Origin of the sequence: Paenibacillus sp. FSL R7-0048 (assembly GCF_038004505.1) — a bacterium.
GTDB lineage: Bacteria > Bacillota > Bacilli > Paenibacillales > Paenibacillaceae > Paenibacillus_AQ > Paenibacillus_AQ odorifer.
In genome coordinates, this window is sequence record NZ_JBBORF010000001.1 from 235,677 (window position 1) to 253,754 (window position 18,078).

At 43.7% G+C, this 18,078-nt stretch carries 15 protein-coding genes; 5 read left to right on the forward strand and 10 right to left on the reverse strand.

Annotated features, from left to right (window positions below; translation table 11 throughout):
• Nucleotides 1–40: 40 nt before the first annotated feature.
• Nucleotides 41–838 (reverse strand): WYL domain-containing protein, encoded by a 798-nt coding sequence (locus NSQ91_RS01100; RefSeq protein ID WP_076303214.1) that lies wholly within the window; start codon nt 836–838, stop codon nt 41–43.
• Nucleotides 825–2,138 (reverse strand): helix-turn-helix transcriptional regulator, encoded by a 1,314-nt coding sequence (locus NSQ91_RS01105; RefSeq protein ID WP_076305137.1) that lies wholly within the window; start codon nt 2,136–2,138, stop codon nt 825–827. The genes NSQ91_RS01100 and NSQ91_RS01105 overlap by 14 nt, the downstream gene beginning before the upstream one ends.
• 229 nt (nt 2,139–2,367) lie before the next feature.
• On the opposite strand from NSQ91_RS01105, the gene NSQ91_RS01110 reads away from it, so the two are divergent.
• The 3 genes from NSQ91_RS01110 to NSQ91_RS01120 are packed head-to-tail and all read left to right on the forward strand — an operon-like array spanning nt 2,368 to nt 7,039.
• Nucleotides 2,368–3,159 (forward strand): nucleotidyltransferase domain-containing protein, encoded by a 792-nt coding sequence (locus NSQ91_RS01110; protein WP_340916163.1) that lies wholly within the window; start codon nt 2,368–2,370, stop codon nt 3,157–3,159.
• Nucleotides 3,160–3,184: 25 nt separating this feature from the next.
• Nucleotides 3,185–4,450: a class I SAM-dependent methyltransferase gene (locus tag NSQ91_RS01115; RefSeq protein ID WP_076305135.1), complete on the forward strand. Its 1,266-nt coding sequence runs from the start codon at nt 3,185–3,187 to the stop codon at nt 4,448–4,450.
• A gap of 3 nt (nt 4,451–4,453) precedes the next feature.
• Nucleotides 4,454–7,039, forward strand: a complete 2,586-nt coding sequence (locus NSQ91_RS01120) for a metallophosphoesterase (protein WP_076282635.1) — start codon at nt 4,454–4,456, stop codon at nt 7,037–7,039.
• 214 nt (nt 7,040–7,253) lie between these two features.
• On the opposite strand, the gene NSQ91_RS01125 is transcribed toward NSQ91_RS01120, so the two are convergent.
• The 3 genes from NSQ91_RS01125 to NSQ91_RS01135 all read right to left on the reverse strand — a co-directional run bounded on the left by NSQ91_RS01125 (nt 7,254) and on the right by NSQ91_RS01135 (nt 10,938).
• A complete protein-coding gene (locus NSQ91_RS01125) occupies nt 7,254–9,635 on the reverse strand; it encodes a GH36-type glycosyl hydrolase domain-containing protein (RefSeq protein WP_076305134.1) in 2,382 nt (793 codons plus the stop codon).
• Between the two features lie 215 nt (nt 9,636–9,850).
• Nucleotides 9,851–10,459 carry a zf-HC2 domain-containing protein gene (locus tag NSQ91_RS01130; RefSeq protein WP_076126916.1) on the reverse strand — a complete coding sequence of 203 codons (609 nt, stop codon included), beginning with the start codon at nt 10,457–10,459 and terminating at the stop codon, nt 9,851–9,853.
• Nucleotides 10,456–10,938, reverse strand: coding sequence for an RNA polymerase sigma factor (locus NSQ91_RS01135; RefSeq protein WP_036687188.1), 483 nt, complete (start codon nt 10,936–10,938; stop codon nt 10,456–10,458). Before NSQ91_RS01135 ends, NSQ91_RS01130 begins: the two co-directional genes overlap by 4 nt.
• A gap of 204 nt (nt 10,939–11,142) precedes the next feature.
• Here NSQ91_RS01135 and NSQ91_RS01140 point away from each other — a divergent pair, with 204 nt between their 5' ends.
• Complete coding sequence (locus NSQ91_RS01140) at nt 11,143–11,484, forward strand: nitrous oxide-stimulated promoter family protein (protein ID WP_076126918.1); 342 nt, start codon at nt 11,143–11,145, stop codon at nt 11,482–11,484.
• Between the two features lie 48 nt (nt 11,485–11,532).
• Here NSQ91_RS01140 and NSQ91_RS01145 read toward each other — a convergent pair whose 3' ends face one another.
• The 5 genes from NSQ91_RS01145 to guaD all read right to left on the reverse strand — a co-directional run bounded on the left by NSQ91_RS01145 (nt 11,533) and on the right by guaD (nt 17,536).
• Nucleotides 11,533–12,684: a glycosyltransferase gene (locus tag NSQ91_RS01145; protein WP_076305141.1), complete on the reverse strand. Its 1,152-nt coding sequence runs from the start codon at nt 12,682–12,684 to the stop codon at nt 11,533–11,535.
• A 269-nt stretch (nt 12,685–12,953) separates the two neighbouring features.
• Nucleotides 12,954–14,033 carry a saccharopine dehydrogenase gene (locus tag NSQ91_RS01150; RefSeq protein ID WP_076282637.1) on the reverse strand — a complete coding sequence of 360 codons (1,080 nt, stop codon included), beginning with the start codon at nt 14,031–14,033 and terminating at the stop codon, nt 12,954–12,956.
• A gap of 98 nt (nt 14,034–14,131) precedes the next feature.
• Complete coding sequence (locus NSQ91_RS01155) at nt 14,132–14,452, reverse strand: ArsR/SmtB family transcription factor (RefSeq protein WP_076279933.1); 321 nt, start codon at nt 14,450–14,452, stop codon at nt 14,132–14,134.
• 328 nt (nt 14,453–14,780) lie between these two features.
• Nucleotides 14,781–16,133 (reverse strand): uracil-xanthine permease family protein, encoded by a 1,353-nt coding sequence (locus NSQ91_RS01160; protein WP_076126923.1) that lies wholly within the window; start codon nt 16,131–16,133, stop codon nt 14,781–14,783.
• A gap of 38 nt (nt 16,134–16,171) precedes the next feature.
• Complete coding sequence (gene guaD, locus NSQ91_RS01165) at nt 16,172–17,536, reverse strand: guanine deaminase (protein ID WP_076279934.1); 1,365 nt, start codon at nt 17,534–17,536, stop codon at nt 16,172–16,174.
• Between the two features lie 311 nt (nt 17,537–17,847).
• On the opposite strand from guaD, the gene NSQ91_RS01170 reads away from it, so the two are divergent.
• Entirely contained in the window at nt 17,848–18,036 is a 189-nt protein-coding gene (locus NSQ91_RS01170) for a hypothetical protein (protein ID WP_036687195.1), read from the forward strand.
• The last annotated feature ends 42 nt before the right edge of the window (nt 18,037–18,078 follow it).

Consider the following 18,078-nt stretch of genomic DNA (forward strand, 5'->3'; position numbering starts at 1 on the left):
AGCACTTCAGGATAGTTGACCAGCTTATACTAATTCTCGGTTATTCCCCATACCGGTCAATCGCCATAGCTGCGGATTTCAGCATGCGCCGCTTAAGATGCTCACCCTCGACGATTTTTACGCGGAGGCCAAGAAAACGGATTTTGGACAATAGGAATTCGCTATCGTCTCTCATGTAGATGACTTTGATTCGATAGATACCCGAATTTTCATCAAAGGACACGGATTTATCAAAACAGGAAAAGGCGTACAGAATTCGTGATAGCTCAGCATTAAAGGTGGGGATGACTTGAATACATGCACATTCCTTCTGATCCTCTAATAATCGTATTATCCTTGCTTTTAAATCATTAATCCGTTTGGCAGGGAAGGGAGCTACTTCAACAGAAATAATGTTTTTTAGTTTAGTGGACATAAGAGAACGTTGCCGGGTGCTGTACCATTGCAGATACCACTCCCGCTTATACATGTTGTATTCCAGCTTATGAGGGAACCCGGTTTGGTCAGTTCGTTGGCCTCCATGCTTAATATGGAAAGTAATAAGGATCGCTTGATTCTGCATGATTATACGGCGGAGTGTACGAAGCATTGGATGATAGACCTGCCGCTCTTTGCTTTTAGCTTTCTCCATAATAATTCCCTGCACTTCTGTGGACGCTTCTGCCTCCAATATGGCGTTCAATTTACTTAAGGTATCCAGTGTAAAAGCTGCTTCTGAGGCCGGGTGCATTAACATGGTTTTCAGCCAGGAACGTTCCTGGGAGGTCAGCGCTAATGAACCCACTTCGTCGAGGCGTGAAATGATTTGGAAGTTAAATATTTTCTCAAATGGATTCATAATAGCTGTGAATCTCCTTCCACTCCGCGATAAACTGCTTACGCAGCCAAGGGGGTTCTAATACCTCGCAGCTCGAACCAAAGCTTCGTAACCACGGCTTAATTTCATAAATACCATTCACTGTGATCTCATAAAGGAATGTAGAATCGGACTCTTCCGTAATTTCTCCCCACTGTCCCTGCGCTTCAACCCGCTCCCGAATAAAATTAACACCCGAGCGATTGGGGTTATAAAATCTTGCTACCACTTTAATCGCACGGGTGGTATCTATAACCCAGCTGTTTGTCATCTGTTCTTCCAGATTGCTGAGTTTCAGAGCAAACTCTGCTTCTTCCACAGTGTCGCCCTCCTCAATTTGAGTAAGGCCCTCCATTCGGAATTTCATGATGCCCATACGTGAATTATGTCCGATTAAATACCAGCGCCCATATTGATGGTCATAGATGACGCGGAGCGGAAGAACAGTTTCTGTGACGCCCCTTGTTTCCCGCTCAAAGAGAGGATTGGTATTCTGAGAGGCGTAGTTTTTGCCCTTTTTAGGGGATAGATATAGAAACTTGATTTTTTTTCGCTGCTGAATGGCTGCAAATATCGTATATAGGTGTGCCTCATCAAGAATACGTGAATGATAATTATATTTGTATCTATGGGTTTCCGTAGCTTCGAGGGTATAACCCCGCTTCCGCAGGACCTTTTTTAAGGTGTCGCGCAGCAGATAACCTTGCACAGACGGAGTCTGCGTGTTGGCGATGACATCAACATAGTCGTAAAGATCCAAGAGCTGATCGCCGGATAATTGATCAATCAGATCGTTAGCAGCCTTGTATCGATAAGGGCGACCTTCGTTTACACGAAGAATAACGCCAACTTCCTCAAGGTATTTCAGATCTCCACGGATGGTTTTCTCATCGGGCATTGGATAATCGGTTGGCATTTGCTCACTGCACACATCCTGTAGATCTTTAGCCGTTAGCTCCTGAGTCTGGAGCGCAGTTAATAGTAGTGTAAGCCGGATGCTCTCCGTTTCCTTAAGCGACTTCGCCCGGAACAAGAACAGGAGCAGCGGGTCGGCAGATTCATAGTAGTTATAGCGGAGCCACTCAGAGAGTTCTGTTCCTTGTTCTGTAGGCAGATCCTGTTGTAAGACGGTTACCATGCCCTTCAGGTTGCGCAGCGTTTTGTCATAGGTATGTACAGAAATGCCGAGACGATCGGCGAATTGTTGTCTGCTGTAAGCTCCCCCCGCTAAAGAGAGCATGCGAAGAAATTGAATCTCCTTGTCAAAACTTTCCCGGGCCATTTGTATCCCTCCACCCTGTAGCGAATCCATAAGAAATAGTAGTACTCATTATATTAAGCACCAGAGTTGAATAAAATGGAAGTGTTTTTGGCCGCCGCCATACTTCCGCCCTGTTCGTTACAGGGAAGATGAGCGAAGATAGATCCATGAAGCCAAAGCAATTCTGATGAGGCGTTCGAATAGTAACAAGGGTAGAGAATAGGGAAGTAACCGATCTGGAGGGATGAAGATGGATCCTATAAACAAGCTTATCCGTGAGCAGCTGGAACAGATTGAACAGGAGGAGCAAGTTACAATATTGTATGCCTGCGAATCAGGTAGCCGGGCGTGGGGATTCCCATCGCAGGACAGCGATTATGATGTGAGATTTATTTATCTGCATAAACCGGAATGGTATCTATCTATTTTTGATAAGCGGGATGTGATCGAGCGTCCTATTAACAATATGCTTGATATCAATGGCTGGGATTTGCGGAAAGCACTGAATTTATTTCGGAAGTCTAATCCACCGCTGCTGGAGTGGCTGCAATCACCCATTCAATATGCAGAAAAGTACAGTACAGCAGAGAAGCTTAGAAGCATTTCCCCGTACACATTTTCGCCGAAGTCTTGTATGTACCATTACTTAAACATGGCAAGAGGGAACTACCGTGATTATTTGCAAGGCGAACAGGTCAAGATCAAAAAGTACTTTTATGTACTTCGTCCCGTTCTAGCCTGTGAATGGACTCAACGATATGGAGAGATGCCGCCGATGGAGTTCGATGTACTGGTAGATCGGCTTATTCCGCAGGATGAAGAGCTGTGGCAGGTGATTCAGCAATTGCTGGCACGAAAAAAATCCGGTGAGGAACTAGACTACGAGCCGCAGCTAACCGCGATTAACGATTATTTTGAAGAACAGTTCCAAGTGTTGGATAAGGTGGCGGCGTCCTTGAATGCTAAGGAGAACAACAGAGATCATCAGCTGGATGCTCTATTTCGAGAAGCTTTACAGGAAGTATGGGGACGGGCCCTATAGAAAGATTGATAGGAGGAAGATGGTAGTGGCTATTGTACAACTGAAATCTACGAATCCAAAATTCACTTTTTTAATTAAAAAAAATCCAGTGACAGGTATGCAGCTTCGTCCGGTTCGTCAGGGATTGGCTTATGGATGGTATTCTGATGAGGCAACTTATAACGTTTATTTTAAGGACGCAGATAACGATATATCCTACAAGCAGAATGGAAGCGAGAGCTTTGAGTATTTAAATGTATCCCGGTTTAATACACCTCTATTTCCGCTTAATGCGGTCAATGAGTTTTTCTCTACACCCTTCAAAGCCCAGGATGAACGGGATGCGGAAGGATATGAGCATTCTTTTTTCATCAATATGGTTCAGGTTGAGCGGATACACTATGTTGAATTTTTCCAAAAGCATTTAAAGGGATATACCTTCTCCTTGCAGCATCAGGCACATAAGAGCTATTCCCTGACGATTACCACACATAAAAGCTTGTATCACCTCTTACATGTTGTTGGTGTGCTGTCCTTGTTCTTATCCATATTTGGGGATGAGTACATAGATATTTCGGATGCTATTTTGGATAAATATATCCGCAGCCTTAACGTCATTGATGCACCTTTTTATATAAGAAGTCTATTTGCAAGGAATTTCCTTACCTCTAAGGAACGGTTCAAGCGATATAAAGCCTCCATCGAACAAACAGACCAGTATTCTATTGGGCTGGAGTATGGCGGTACTGCGATGCAGCGGCGTACTTTTATTTCGAGTGTGCTTCCATTCAATAAGCCGATTCTGGACATCGGCTGCGGAGAAGGTTTCTATGCAATTCCGTTTGCCGGAAAAATAGAGAGCACCTATTATGCGGTAGATATAGCCGAGGCGTTGCTGGAGGTTGTGAATCGGAAAGCGAAAGCTAAGGACATTGATAACATTGCAACCTTTGGCTCACTGGACCATTTTCTGGAGTCGTACAATGGGGAGCAGGTTGATGTGATTCTAACAGAAGTTGTAGAGCACATGAGTGAGGGTGAAGCGGCAGAGCTTATTCAGCAAATAATCGGTAATGTGAATTTTCAACAGCTTATTGTGACGACACCGAATGCTGATTTCAATCGTTACTATGAGCTGGAAGGATTCCGGCATGAAGATCACAAGTGGGAAATGGGACAGGAAGCGTTCGGGCAATGGGTTTTGGATACGGTTCAAGGTTTAGCAGTCGAGGTTGAATATTTGATGGTTGGTGACCGGGTTGGCGAGATCCGTACGACGCAATGCGCTATTGTGCGAAGAAAGGAGGAATAGGCAATGGAAATTCAAACACGTGTACACACCATATTTCTGCTTGTAGGAGCAACGGAATGCGGGAAGTCAACTTTTGCTAAAGAAGTTCTGATCCCGCAGTTAAAACTAGAGGATGCTTCTAAAGGGTTACGTACGAATGTGCAGTACTTATCCTCGGATAGTATCCGCCAGGAGATATTGGGCTACGACTATGATAAGTATGATCAGGTTATGCTGGAGGCCAGTTCGCATACCTTTCAATTATTGTTTGAGAGATTGAAGCTAGTCACTTCTTTTCCAATTAATGCGGAGTTTGTGGTGATGGATACCATTGGGCTATCCGAAGATTACCGTAGTAAAGTCCGTGAGATCGCCGGGCAAAATAATTACAATCTGGAGGTTATTCTGTTTGATTACCGTAAACGGGAGGATTACTACGTCTCGGAGCGCTCGAAGAAGCTGATCTCCAATCATTTAAACCGGCTGAGAAAAGAAGTCCTGCCTGTTCTGTCACGGGAAGGTTACAACAAGATTCATAAAGTGCGTGCTAAAGATTTTATTCTCGAGGGTGAAGGGATACCTAACCCGGACTACCGGGTGATTATACAGGATTGGGATACTTACGCATCTACGGTACTTCTACAAGCACAAGAGTATATTGTGGTTGGGGATGTTCATGAGTGCGTCGAAGAGCTTCAGGGACTATTACGTAATTACGGCTACAGGGTGCACGAAGGTAAGTTAAGTGCAACAGATAAGCTCAGTAACACACGAGTCATTCTTGCTGGTGACTGGATTGATAAGGGCAAAAAGACACGGGAGACGATTGAGTTCTTATTTGATAACCGCGAGCATTTCCTATTTGTTATGGGCAATCACGAGAACTTTGTATACAAGTACGTAAAGGGTGAGATTCAAGGAACCGATCCGGAACTGCTAAGAACGTACTTTGATTCCACCCAAGTGCTTAAGGAGGATACCGCGCTTTTTAGTAAATTTTCGGCTTTAGTGGAGCAATCTCAGCCCTTTTACCGCTATATAGGTATGCAAGGTCCTTCTTTTTATGTTACTCATGCTCCTTGCCGTAATAAGTACATTGGTAAGCTGGATACGAATTCACTACGCCATCAGCGTAACTTTCGGCTGGATCGTGAGGTTTCCTTTGAGGAACAGCTTGATTTCCTAAAGCAAGAGGCTGTGAGTAATCACCCCTTTCATCTCTTCGGACATATTGCAGCCAAGCAGACTTTTCGGATCAAAAACAAACTCCACCTCGACACAGGGAGTGCGCAGGGTAATGAACTAACTTCTGTTCGCATGTCGTTTAAACCTTTCTATAAAAGTCAAAAATCGCATGTGACTACGGTGCACGAAGAGCTACCTATCCTGTTCCGGGAACAGCAAACCGTATCCTTGTTAGAGCTTGATTACGAGTCTGTGCGCAGACTGCAGTATTCCTCGCAGAACCGGGTCAACTTCATCTCCGGGACGATGTCACCTGCGGATAAGGATATGGCTGCCGGTGAGCTTGAGTCTCTGCGAAAAGGGTTGGATTATTTTGCCGAGCGTCGTATATCTGAAGTCGTCCTGCAGCCTAAATATATGGGATCACGCTGTAGTGTGTACCTTTACCGGGATATAGAGCAGTGTTACGCAATTAGCCGGAACGGCTACAAGGTTAAGGCGGTCGATCTGACGCCTATCTACGAACAACTGCTGCATAGATTCGGAACCTATATGGCTGAGCAGGGGATCCGTGTGCTTTTACTGGATGGCGAGCTGCTGCCTTGGAAAGCGCTGGGGGATGGGTTAATTGAGCGTCAGTTCCGGCCGATTAGCAAGGCGCTGGAGACAGAGCTGGATTTCTTAAGACAATATGGATTTGAGGAGTCACTGGGTAAACTGATACAGGATTTTGAAGCAAGCGGGTTTGAACAAGACCAGCACCATATGTCGAAAGAGGCGCTTAACAACAACTATGGGTCTCATGTTTATCAGACTTTTAAGTATGTCCGTGACATAAGAGAATCGTATGTGGATCTTGACCAGCGTGAGGAAGCTTACAGAGTATACAAGCAGCAACTGGAGTTGTATGCGGGTGATGCAGAATTAGCGTACAAACCTTTTGCAATCCTGAAGGAAGTACTGGAGAATGGTGCTGAACGGGTACCTGACGGTAAAACCTCCGAATTATACAGGTTCTTAAATGATGATGAATCTCTGGTTTTGGACTTGAAAGAGCCTGATGCCTACATCAGAGCAGAGGAGTATTTCGCAAAGATAACGGTAGAGAAACATATGGAGGGAATTGTAATCAAACCGGAGCAAGAACAGCAGGGGGTAGTCCCATACATGAAGGTCCGCAATCCGGGCTACCTGTCGATCATCTACGGGTACGACTACAAGTTTCCACATAAGTATGCCAAGCTGATGAAACAGAAGAATATCGCTCCTAAGCTTCGGACGTCCTTAATCGAACACCGGCTGGGCAGACAAATGCTAGAAGTGAAGCTGGATGAGATCTCGTCTGACAACGAGGACTACAAGCAAATTGCAGCAAACCTGTTATTCGAGGTAACGAAAGAGAAAGAGATCGACCCGAGGTTGTAGAGGATTGTTACAGGCGAAGAAACTTGGTTTGCCAATTATGAGAATGAGTTCAGGCTGTCGGGAAGGTCCCGGCAGTCTTTTTTTCGTCATTTGAATCCAGCTCAAACGCGGTCATAGATCCGGAAGGCAAGTGTACAAACCTCGTTCTAATTGTAAAAACAGGAGGACGCACCTTATCGGGTCCGTCCTCCTATCTATTCCTCATAAATACGCCTTAACCCATAATAACGAGCACGTTGTTTTCTGGCGCCATTTTGGCCACCGGGATCAGGTTGCCTTGAATTTCTTCACCGTTAATAACGATATGGGTAACCCCTTTTTGTACACCCTTCTTGTTCTCCACCTGGATGTGCAGCTTCTTCCCACGGAATTCCCGGACCATGGAAAAGTCTGTCCAGTCGGAAGGAACACACGGGTTGAGGCGAAGGCCATCAAATTGCGGTTGAACCCCCATAATGCCTTCCACTAAGGAGACCATCACGGTTGAAGCGGTGCCGGTCAGCCAGTGGACATGCGCCCGGCCTTGATATGGGCTGTCCTTGGACTCGACAAACTGGCCATGTACATAAGGCTCGAGTTTACGGATTTCAGCCTTATCGTTCATGCTGGCCGGACTGCAATTCAGGAAGTATTCGAACGCGCGCCCACCGTTGCCGATCATGGTTTCCGCCAGAATGAGCCATCCCTGCGGCTGGCTGAAGATGCCGCCGTTTTCCTTAGTTGAGGCGTTGAAAAGAGCCATCAACGCTACTGGCAAACCGTATTCACGGAACGGAGGGTAGAATAACATAGTGCCGTAATCGGTCCGCAGATTCTCATACACTTTGTCCATGGCGAGCTTCGCCTGATCCGGGCGGGCTGCACCGCTTAATACGGCCCAGCTTTGCGGATTGAGCCAGATCTTGGCTTCATCATTCTCCCAGGAGCCGATGGTATAGTTGTCTTCGGTAAATCCGCGGACGAATTGATCGTTCTCCCAGGCGTGTTTTTGAATGTTATCGTCCAGCTCATCAAGCAGGCCCTGGGCCCATTGAATATCTTCAGGCTTGTTCTTATTTTGTGCAATTTCCATGAACACCTTGAATGCCATATACAGCTGGAATGCGACGAACAACGACTCACCCTTGGCTCCAAGCCGTAGGCAATCGTTCCAGTCGGCATGAAGCCCAACCGGCATGCCGTGTGCGCCCATACGATCCAGACTGAACTGAAGTGCCTGGCGCAAATGCTCGTACACTGTGCCCTCGCCTTTATCCGAATAAGGGATTATTTCATCTGTGAAATCCCAGTTGCCACTTTCATTTAAGTATTTAATGACGGTGGGGAACAGCCATAAAGCGTCATCAGCCCGATAATGGGGGTGACCGGTTTCCCGCACGTATTCTGGATCATCCGGTGTGCCCTCATGTCCAGGGTTGTGGTCAAATTTCACCAATGGAAGTCCACCGCCGTTGGAAACCTGGGCGGATATCATCAGTCTTAGACGTTCAAGGGCCATCTCATGATCCAGATGAATGATGCCTTGAATATCCTGCACGGTATCCCGATATCCGAGTCCATTACGAAGACCGGAGTATTGGAAGGAGGCTGCACGTGACCAGATGAAAGTGATAAAGCATTGATATGCATTCCAAGTGTTGATCATGTTGTTCAGGTTATCGCTTGGTGTCTGGACTTGGAAGCGGTTAAGTTTGCTGTGCCAGAATGCTTTTAACTCTTCGAGTTCTTTATCTACCACGGACAAGTCCTTATAATGGCTGAGAATTTCGGAAGCGCCTTTCTCATCATACTGTCCCAGTAGAAATACGATTTCTTTCTCTTCTCCCGGCTGTAAATCTACGTTAATCTGCAGGGCCCCGCAGGAGTTAGTATTGTAGTTTAATGAATTGGAGCATTGGCCGTTCTCAACAGAGGCCGGATTGCCATAACTGCGGTAATCGCCTAGGAACGTATCCCGGTCACCGTCATAAGCGGTAACTTCTGCACCTGCAGCGCCGAAGAATCTCCAGGTTTGTTCTTCGGGGGTGTTTTCATTGATGACTTGAAGGATCATATTATTTTTATAGTAGGTCCGTGAAATAAACAGAGTGTACTGAAGGTTGACGGTATCCTGCTCATAGTTGTTATTGTTGGTTAATTCAACAAATCCGAAGAGAGCCAGCTTGCGTGCTTTGGAGCCATCATTGCGCACCTTCATGCGCCACACCTCATAGGTTTTGTTCAGTGGTACATAATATAATGATTCTGTATGGATGTTATCGTAGTCCGAGACAATGTTCGTGTATCCGGTTCCATGATGGCATACCGACTTATATTGCTCCAGATCTTTACCCACTGGCTGCCAAGAGCCGGACCAATAATCCCCGTTCTCCAAATCTCTCACGTAAATATAGCGTCCGGGCTCGTCCTTAGAGTTGAAGTGGTAGCGGATATGCCGCCCATTTGCGCCAGACTTTACAAAGCTATAGCCGCCTGCGTTACCTGAGATGATTGCACCGTATTCCGGCGAGCCGAGGTAATTCGCCCAAGGGGCAGGCGTATTCGGCTTGGTAATGAGGTATTCCTTGTTTTTTCCATCAAAATAACCATATTGCATGACCATTCCTCCTATTAAGTGGTTAATGGGCCAATCTATAAACGCGCGTTCACAAAGAGGTGAAATATCCATGTGTAATTTTATTATAAGATACTTTTAGTAAATCGATAACCCTATATTTTAGCGAAAAAACGAACAAAAATGCTAACTTTTTTAGTAGGGTGTAAAGCGAAAGACACCTTAAAAGGTGTCTTTTTTTATTTTAGCTGCAATGTCTACTCCACTAAAACACCATTAACAAACGTCATAGTTTTATCTTTGAATTCAAGAATAAACTTGTTTGGAAAATCTAGATCGGTATGAATCTCCGTCCCCAACATAACTTTTTTGCCTACATCATCAAAGGGATTATGAAGTAAACCTCTAGGCGTATACCTAGTTTCAGAACCGATTACATTATTATTCTCATCGCGGATAAATTTGGTTTTTCCTGAGAACACGAGGTCCTTGCCATTTTCCAAAGTTAGATGAACTTCCAAACGATCCTTTGTTTTCTGATAATCTATGACTACATCTTTAGAGGATACAGGGAAACCGATAACAAAAAGTCCAATAAGGGCTGTAGCCAGTATGAGTACCGATAAGACGGAAAAAATGAGAGTTTTTATATTCTTTTTTTTCACTTTTTTAAAATAATTGAGTTTGTTAACTTCCTCTTTATCAATAATAGGCACACTTAGATTTGCTGTGGCGGTCATTTCATTATAGGATTGAAGGCAGCTTTCACAGGATTGCAGGTGTTTTTCGATTTCTTCGTTACTATGTACAGAGGTTAGCTTTTCAATATAGGAAGGTAATAAATCCTGAATGATCTCGCATTTCATGAAGATCTTCCTTTCATTAATTTTTGTTTTCCACGGTAAAAGGTAACTCTTGCCCAGGTCTCATCTCTGCCAAGAATTTCGCCAATTTCCCGAAAACTGAATTCTCCGGTCAAACGCAGATATAATACTTCTTTGGTGTTTGGATCAAGTAAATGAAGTTGTTTAAATAAATCCATTTTGTCCTGAGCAAAAATGAACTGGGATTCTGTTGAATTTGCGTTAGCCAAAGGAGCGTCTTCTAATTCCTCAGACTTCCGCTTGCGCTGCTTGTCCAGCTCCTGATACCACACATGTTTAGCAATTTGACAAAGCCAAACGTATACTTTGCAGGTCCCATCGTATTTATCTATTGATTTTATAGCTCTATAAAAAGTTTCTTGGGTGATTTCTTCTGCCAGCAAGTGATTATGACAAAAGCTAAATACGAATTTATATACTTGGGTTGAATATTCCCTGTATAATTGCTCGTTGTCCTGCATCCATTCACCTCCTCAAGTTATATATCCGTAAAAAGCTATAAACGTTACAAGTTTTTTTAAATAAATTTGATTTATAAAATAATCGCTTTCAACCCCGGTATGTGAGGGAATTAAGGAGGTTTAGCGTTAAGGCTGGTTTCACAGTTGGTTTACCCTTTATAATTACATGAGATCTTATTGTACAAGTTACAAGGGGGTTCATATATGATAACAAAGGTAAACCGGCAGTTAAATGAGGGTCCTAAAATTCTAAAAGAACAAGAGCTTGTTACCAAAATGATTCGTATATATTGTAAGAAAAAACATCATCATAAAGGCTTTTGTGAGGAATGTCAGGAATTAAACGAGTATGCGCTGAAGAGGTTAGCCTATTGTAAGTTTGGTGAAGAGAAAACAGCTTGTGCCAAATGTCCTGTTCATTGTTACAAACCGGATTATCGCCAAAGAATTAAAGGGGTTATGCGTTTTTCTGGTCCGTGGATGCTGCTCTATCACCCCATTGAGTCGATTAGGCATATTCCGCTACCTAATAAATTGAGAAAATAAGTAAAAACCGGACATCATTTGATGCCCGGTTTAATGTATTTTTAGGTATTATTCTCCCAGCTTTTCAGCCTTCACCAAAATCTCTCGCAAAACACGGGCAACCCGGCTTTTTCTCCTCTTTACTTTTACACTTATCCGTCTTAACGACTCTTGGTATACGGCGGTATCATTGGGTTCATAGAGCTGTTTGGCGGCAATCCGTAACGTCCTTCTCATTAATATTGCTGATGAACGTGTTGACTTCGTTCGGTATCCTCTGCGCAAGACCCGTATAGTATGTTTGTATTTCTCCAGGTCTTCGTTTGGAGGAACAAGGGCGAACAGATTTAGGGAAGAGTCATTGAACCCGTAGCTTTTGAACATGATTTTTAGATTCTCAATATTTATGAGATTTCCTCTGAAGTGGGTTGGATGTTCTTGGTGAACGCCGACAACTTCTTTGATGCTGTGAAAAGGGATTTTTAATCGATGCAGTCGATACCCAAGATCCCAATCTTCGAGTCCATAGAGGATAAACTGTTCATTAAAACCTCCAGCCCGTGTTAATTGGCTGCGTCTTATGGACACACAACGTGTGACGAGTAACATCCAAGGGGCTACATCTGTGCTGGCAAATTGCTTTTTAGTATTTGGAGGAACTCTTGAGGCAAAGGTGACTTTTGATAACGTCTCCGTCTGCTGAAGGATATCATTGGGTGTGATTATTGGGATAATTTCAGTCACTGATTCGAAGTCAGGATTCCATAAGTTAGAAGGCAAAAGTGTATTGCGGCAATGTTCTTTTTCTTCAGGAGAAAAGTCTGGGTAGTAGTGGGTATAAGCGTCATCCCATGAGTGTGGAATACCTGAAATTATCGACTTAGGATATTTACGGTGATACTGGTTTACGATCCTAATGAATTCAGGGAATACCAGAAAATCAGCATCGCAGAAGATGACGTATTTCCCTTTTGCCTGACTCAGCCCCAGATTTCTTACGGCAGAACGGCCGCGTTGTTCCTGCTGAGCGACATAAATAAGCGGATAAGAAGTTTGAAAGCTTTCGACCATTTCCTTAGTACCATCTGTAGAACCGTCATCTGCGACGATCACCTCGAACCGATCCTTCGGATAGGTCTGTGTCTCGAATGAAGTGAGTGTAAGTAGCAGCTGCTGAAGTCGGTTATAGGTTGGAATTATGATGCTGTAACGGATAGCCAGAATGATCACCCCCACCATTTAATAAAAGTCCTTGAATAGGATAAATAATAACAATATATTCAGGGACTTTAGCCTGGTCTAGTCAAACGCCTTTAAGGGTGGAAATAGGCAGGGGACAGGGTTTAGCACGAATCAAAGATTTTATCTTTTTGTGAACTTACCTAGCTCCGTCTCATCTCTATTGTAAAGAACCCGCTATATTAGCGGGTTCTTTACTGTCTGTGCACTTAATTGTAGTAGACAGAATGCTCGGTATATGTGAAGTGCTATTAGTGAGATATAAGAACCCCATATTGTTTAAAAAAGTTGGTGATTTCAGAGATGTCCATCCGTTCATCAGGTAGATCTTCTGGATAATAAATGCCTGGGACCCATGGTTCTTCCTTTGATATCCGCAATAGCTTTTCTGCTTGGACAGCAGCTCCCAAAGCGGTAAGATGAGTCTGACCAAGCGGGTCAGAAATCGCTATTGTCCGTTCAACCCAGTGCCCATTATGATCCAGGCCCTTTAGATGAATAAGGATATGATGTGCGCTGCCAGTACCAGGATTGTAGAGCAGTCTTCGTCTAAGTGAACGGAATCGGTCCCCGCTGATCATCTTCCATATTCCGCTGTTAACTAGTCCGACAAGGATGGAGGTGGAGGCTTTGCTGTCGAAGGAGATGCGGAAGCTGGCGGAGTCGATATGCTCAGCTGTTGGCAAGGTGACATGATCTGGGGTGTCAAGCCGATAGCATTTTGCTGTATATCCATCTGGAAATTGGACTTTGATGGGGTCAGTCATTGGAAATACAAGACGTTTTCCCCCCCGTTCTGTAATATGGAATGGAATGGTCATACGATCCATGTACGCCGCGGAGTCGGGTCCTGCTTTGTCACGTAGAGAGTACAACGCGTGAATATCAACGGCGACGTTTTGAAGCGTGGCCGAGTGCAGCATGGCGAACAGCGAAGCAGTTCCCGCCATCCATCCCGAAGAAAGCACGATAGGAGCATAGAGGTCTGCTTTTTCTAACTTTGTGATTGATTGTTGGAATATCTCTGTCCAGCGAGTAAGATCGATCAGTGGGATTTTTCTTCTAACTGCAGACATAAGTAGCCGATCCTGCAGATCGTTGACGGAATTGATGATTAGCGATACATTATCGCCTGCATAAAGCAGTGGATCATCCGCATTATTATCAACTACGACTGTTTGTACCCGTGTGGACTCAAAAGGTGCTGCTTTTTGCGGTGACCTTCCTCCCAATATAATCTCGAGATCGGGATGTCGATCGTGTAATATTTGAGCAATTTGTCTGCCGACGGCACCGTATCCTCCTACAATAAGTACCTTTTTCCTATGCATATCTGCAACCTCCGTTTAAATGTTTATATGTTTAAGTTATTTAACGTATTGCTTAAAAAAATAGGAATGACAAGTGCTAGTCAGGTTAATGGCATTAATTAGCACTGGCATTCCTCTTCAACGAAATGGACAAGTTGTTTCATAAGCGCTATCGCTTCGTCAAACTCAAGTCTGTAGAACATTTCCGTGCCCTTCTTCTGAACCTTAAGCAGCCCTGCTTGCCGTAATATTTTCAGATGATGAGAGACTGTAGGCCGGGACATGGGGATATGCTCTGCAATTTGGCTCACATTCATACTCTCTTTGTCGATCAGCAATGCAATGATTTGCTGACGAATAGGATCCCCCAAGCCTTGGAAATAGGGGCTTAAATTCTCGAAAATATGAATCGCCTTCTGATTACTACTAGATTCGTTCATAACTCCCTCCGTTATAATGTTTAATTGTTTAAACGTATCATAATATATTTCAGGGAATAATTCAATGCGTTGATAGTCTCCGTTATTTTGGAGGAATCCTAGTTTATTAAATATAATCAAGGGACATATGGATATTTGTATTAAAATTGTGAGGTCATATGGTAAGGCGGTTTTATGGATGAACTCAAGTAAAAAATAATCATGTCCTTAAACAAAAGACACCTCGATGGGTGTCTTTTGTTTAAGGAATTCCAGAAGGTAGCATACAAAGCTCGGCTTATTCGCGGGGATAAAAAAGGATCAATAAGAGGCTGCTCCTTTTTATGTTCTATTTTCCACTAGGTAATAATTTATTCAATAAGATTGCTGCCAATGAAGCAGCTAGGATAGGTGAGCCTAATAAATACTGTACGAATGTAGGCAAAGAGTTCAAGTAGTCACCAGGAATGAGTACCAAAGCCAAGGTGATGATCATTGGTAAGGCAATAATGTACATTTCTTTTTCGCCGATGGTTACATTTTTCATTACTTGCACACCATTAATTGCGATGATGCCGCAGATGATGGCGAAGACGCCGCCGATTACAGCGGATGGAATGGAAGAGATCAAAGCGGCGAGTTTACCGGAACAACCAAAGAGGACAAACCATCCTCCTACAGCGAGAAAAACCCGGCGGCTGGCAACACCTGTAATGGAGATGATCCCTGCATTAGTTGAATAACCTGTAACAGGAGTCGAACCGAGCACAGAAGCAATAAGACAGCCAATTCCTTCTCCAATTACGCCGCGGTTAATATTTTTGTCTGTCAAAGGTTTATTGATTACATTGCTGACCGCAAACCAGGTGCCTGTTGTTTCAGCCAGCAGCACGATATAAATAATAACCATGGTGATAATAGCTGAAAAATTGAAGGAAAAGCCGAAATCAACAAAAGCGATTCGCGGCATGCTAAACCACTTGGCACTACTTATCGCTGAGAAATCTAAAACGCCCATAATATTAGCCGAAATACATCCAACTACTAACGCCATCATTACGGAAAGAATTCGGAAGACAGATCCTTTATTACGGAACAAAGTACCGAGAACCACAAAAATAAGCAGTGTAGCACCTGAAATAAGGGCTAATAATACATTTTGATTAATTGAAGCCCCGGAGGCTCCGTAGATATTATCTCTGATCGCAACAGGCAATAAAGATAGACCTACAATGAAAATGATTGTGCCACCTACGATAGGCGGGATAAAGTTTTTAACGATTTTATTAAAAATCCCCGCATAACCCAAAATAATAACCAGGATGGCCCCGATTAAGCTGGCACCTAACACGGAGCTCCAACCGAGCTCCCCGCCACCACTAGCTGCATAAATACTGACGATCGCACCCAGTGGAACATAAGAAGGACCTTGAGCGATAGGCAGCTTCATACAGAAATAGGTTTGCACAATCGTTGCAAGTCCTGCGGCAATAAAGGTGGATTGGATTAACGCGCTGGACTGATTGGGCTGTAAGCCGATTAACATCGCAATAAGGAATGGCACTACATAGACATCCATAGCCAATACATGTTGAAAGCCGAGAATGACGGATTTACTAAATGAAACTTTTTCATCGGGTAGGACAGTTAGTAGCTGTGATTCCAAATGTGCTTGCTCTTGTACGTTTACTTGTGTTTTCACTCCGATGCCCACCTTAAGTTTTCTAGTTTAATTAATCTTTAACGCGAATGAACTTTTTCACCCTGTACCCAGACTTCACGGATATTTTCAGGTCTAGCCAGATACATTATCTTTTGAAAAATATCTTGCAAATCTTCATTCTCATCAAAGACGGGCAATTTCGCCGAGGGTACTTTCGTATCGATTATTTGAACATCCCATGCATAACCTTCTAGTAACCGGCCGATAGGTAAGCTTAAGCTTTCTCCGCCGCCAGCGGTAGCAAGATAAAAGGATTCATGGATCGTAATTCGTGATCCCGGTACTCCGCGGTTTTGTGCAGAAAGTGAGGGATTCACACCATCCTCCAGCATTCTTGAAGACATTACGGCTTGTCTAATGTTATCGAAGAGACTAGGTGAAAAACCTCCGGAAATATCAGAGCCTAAACCAATCTCAACGCCTTTGGCATGGAAGTCAGCGATCGGAATGACACTATTGGCAAAATACGCATTGGATATCGGACAATGCGCAATAGCTGTTCCTGTCTCTGCAAACAAATTCACATCATTTTCATCTAAAAAATTACAATGAGCCATGACAGATTTATCACTGAGCAGACCAAAATCATGCAAGGCAAAAGCATCGTTCTTTTGGAATCGTTCTTGCACATAACCGTGCGCCCAATCACTTTCACTACAGTGCGATTGCACATACGTATCATATTTAGCGGCAAGTTCTCCCAAGCCTTGTAAAGCCTCATTAGTGCAGCTTGGAATGAACCTTGGTGTCACTACTGGATAAACGCCTTGTTTAGTAGATTTAGCGAGTTCTTGTACAGCTAGTATAAATTCTTCCGTATCCACTAGTGCGGTGTGGGTGTCGGAGTCGCGGTAATTCTCAGGATTTCCCTGCGGATCGTCCATAACCACTTTTCCAACGAGTCCACGTTGTCCTTTTTCCGCACATATTTTAGCCAATAATAGACTGGCCTCTTTATGCACCGTTGCAAAATAAAGTGCTGTAGTGGTTCCGTTTGCGAGCAAAGTACCAACCACGTCATCGTAGACTTTTTTTGCAAAAGCCAGGTCCGAAAATTTAGACTCCAGTGGGAAGGTATAAGTATTTAGCCAATCATAGAGCGGGATATCTAATGCAGTTCCAGATTGAGCCCATTGTGGCGCGTGGACATGCAGATCGATAAAGCCGGGCAAAAAATACTGGCCCTCGGCTAATACATGAAAATTGTCCTGACCTTGATAAGCATCAAGCAAGGGTTGATAGTCGGCGTGCTCCGGTGCAACGATCATTTCTATCATCCCATCCGAATTGATACAGAAGAGATGATCCTTTAAAATTTGAATTTCTTTTGGAGATAGGCTAGAAAATGAAGTGCCTAGGAATATTTGCATATAATTTCTCATGAATTCCGCCTTAATGTTCGTCTTTTGGTGTGCATTCGTTATTATAATCCGTGAAAAAGGATAAGTCCAGACCAAAAGTCGAATAAAGGCGTAATTGACGGATAGGAGAAGCTGAGGAATTGAAAGCGAATATGACGCATAGACGTCACGTTCGCTAGGCTAGAATACAGAAAAAGATAGAGGGAAGTAAAAAATGCTGATCGGCTTCGATTTCTTTACGGTTATAGGAAATGAATGCGGTTACTATCTTGTGATATAATAGATGAAATCGATCAATAGTTTGAGAAAATTGGATTAGGAGTGTTGCCTGGATGAGAAGATACAACATTTGGCGCCCGTTGATGTTAATTATTGTTGCTGTACTTACAAAAAGCTTGGTCACTAACCTGTGCATTTTGTTTGGTATGCAGGCTGAATCAGCAAGTAGTATGGGGACGCTGGGCATGGTCATTGCCGGTTTAGTGATGTACAATCGCATGACAAATCGCCGACGTAAATAAGCTGGCCGGATAGATTATAAACGTCTGGTTATTATGTTATAG

Bases quoted from the DNA above. Each gene is read 5' to 3' on its own strand.
- NSQ91_RS01155 (WP_076279933.1), bottom strand. From the start codon at position 14,452: ATGAACGAATCTAGTAGTAATCAGAAGGCGATTCATATTTTCGAGAAT.
- guaD (WP_076279934.1), bottom strand. From the start codon at position 17,536: ATGAGAAATTATATGCAAATATTCCTAGGCACTTCATTTTCTAGCCTA.
- NSQ91_RS01140 (WP_076126918.1), top strand. From the start codon at position 11,143: ATGATAACAAAGGTAAACCGGCAGTTAAATGAGGGTCCTAAAATTCTA.
- NSQ91_RS01100 (WP_076303214.1), bottom strand. From the start codon at position 838: ATGAATCCATTTGAGAAAATATTTAACTTCCAAATCATTTCACGCCTC.
- NSQ91_RS01130 (WP_076126916.1), bottom strand. From the start codon at position 10,459: ATGAAATGCGAGATCATTCAGGATTTATTACCTTCCTATATTGAAAAG.
- NSQ91_RS01135 (WP_036687188.1), bottom strand. From the start codon at position 10,938: ATGCAGGACAACGAGCAATTATACAGGGAATATTCAACCCAAGTATAT.
- NSQ91_RS01110 (WP_340916163.1), top strand. From the start codon at position 2,368: ATGGATCCTATAAACAAGCTTATCCGTGAGCAGCTGGAACAGATTGAA.
- NSQ91_RS01150 (WP_076282637.1), bottom strand. From the start codon at position 14,033: ATGCATAGGAAAAAGGTACTTATTGTAGGAGGATACGGTGCCGTCGGC.
- NSQ91_RS01120 (WP_076282635.1), top strand. From the start codon at position 4,454: ATGGAAATTCAAACACGTGTACACACCATATTTCTGCTTGTAGGAGCA.
- NSQ91_RS01170 (WP_036687195.1), top strand. From the start codon at position 17,848: ATGAGAAGATACAACATTTGGCGCCCGTTGATGTTAATTATTGTTGCT.
- NSQ91_RS01105 (WP_076305137.1), bottom strand. From the start codon at position 2,138: ATGGCCCGGGAAAGTTTTGACAAGGAGATTCAATTTCTTCGCATGCTC.
- NSQ91_RS01125 (WP_076305134.1), bottom strand. From the start codon at position 9,635: ATGCAATATGGTTATTTTGATGGAAAAAACAAGGAATACCTCATTACC.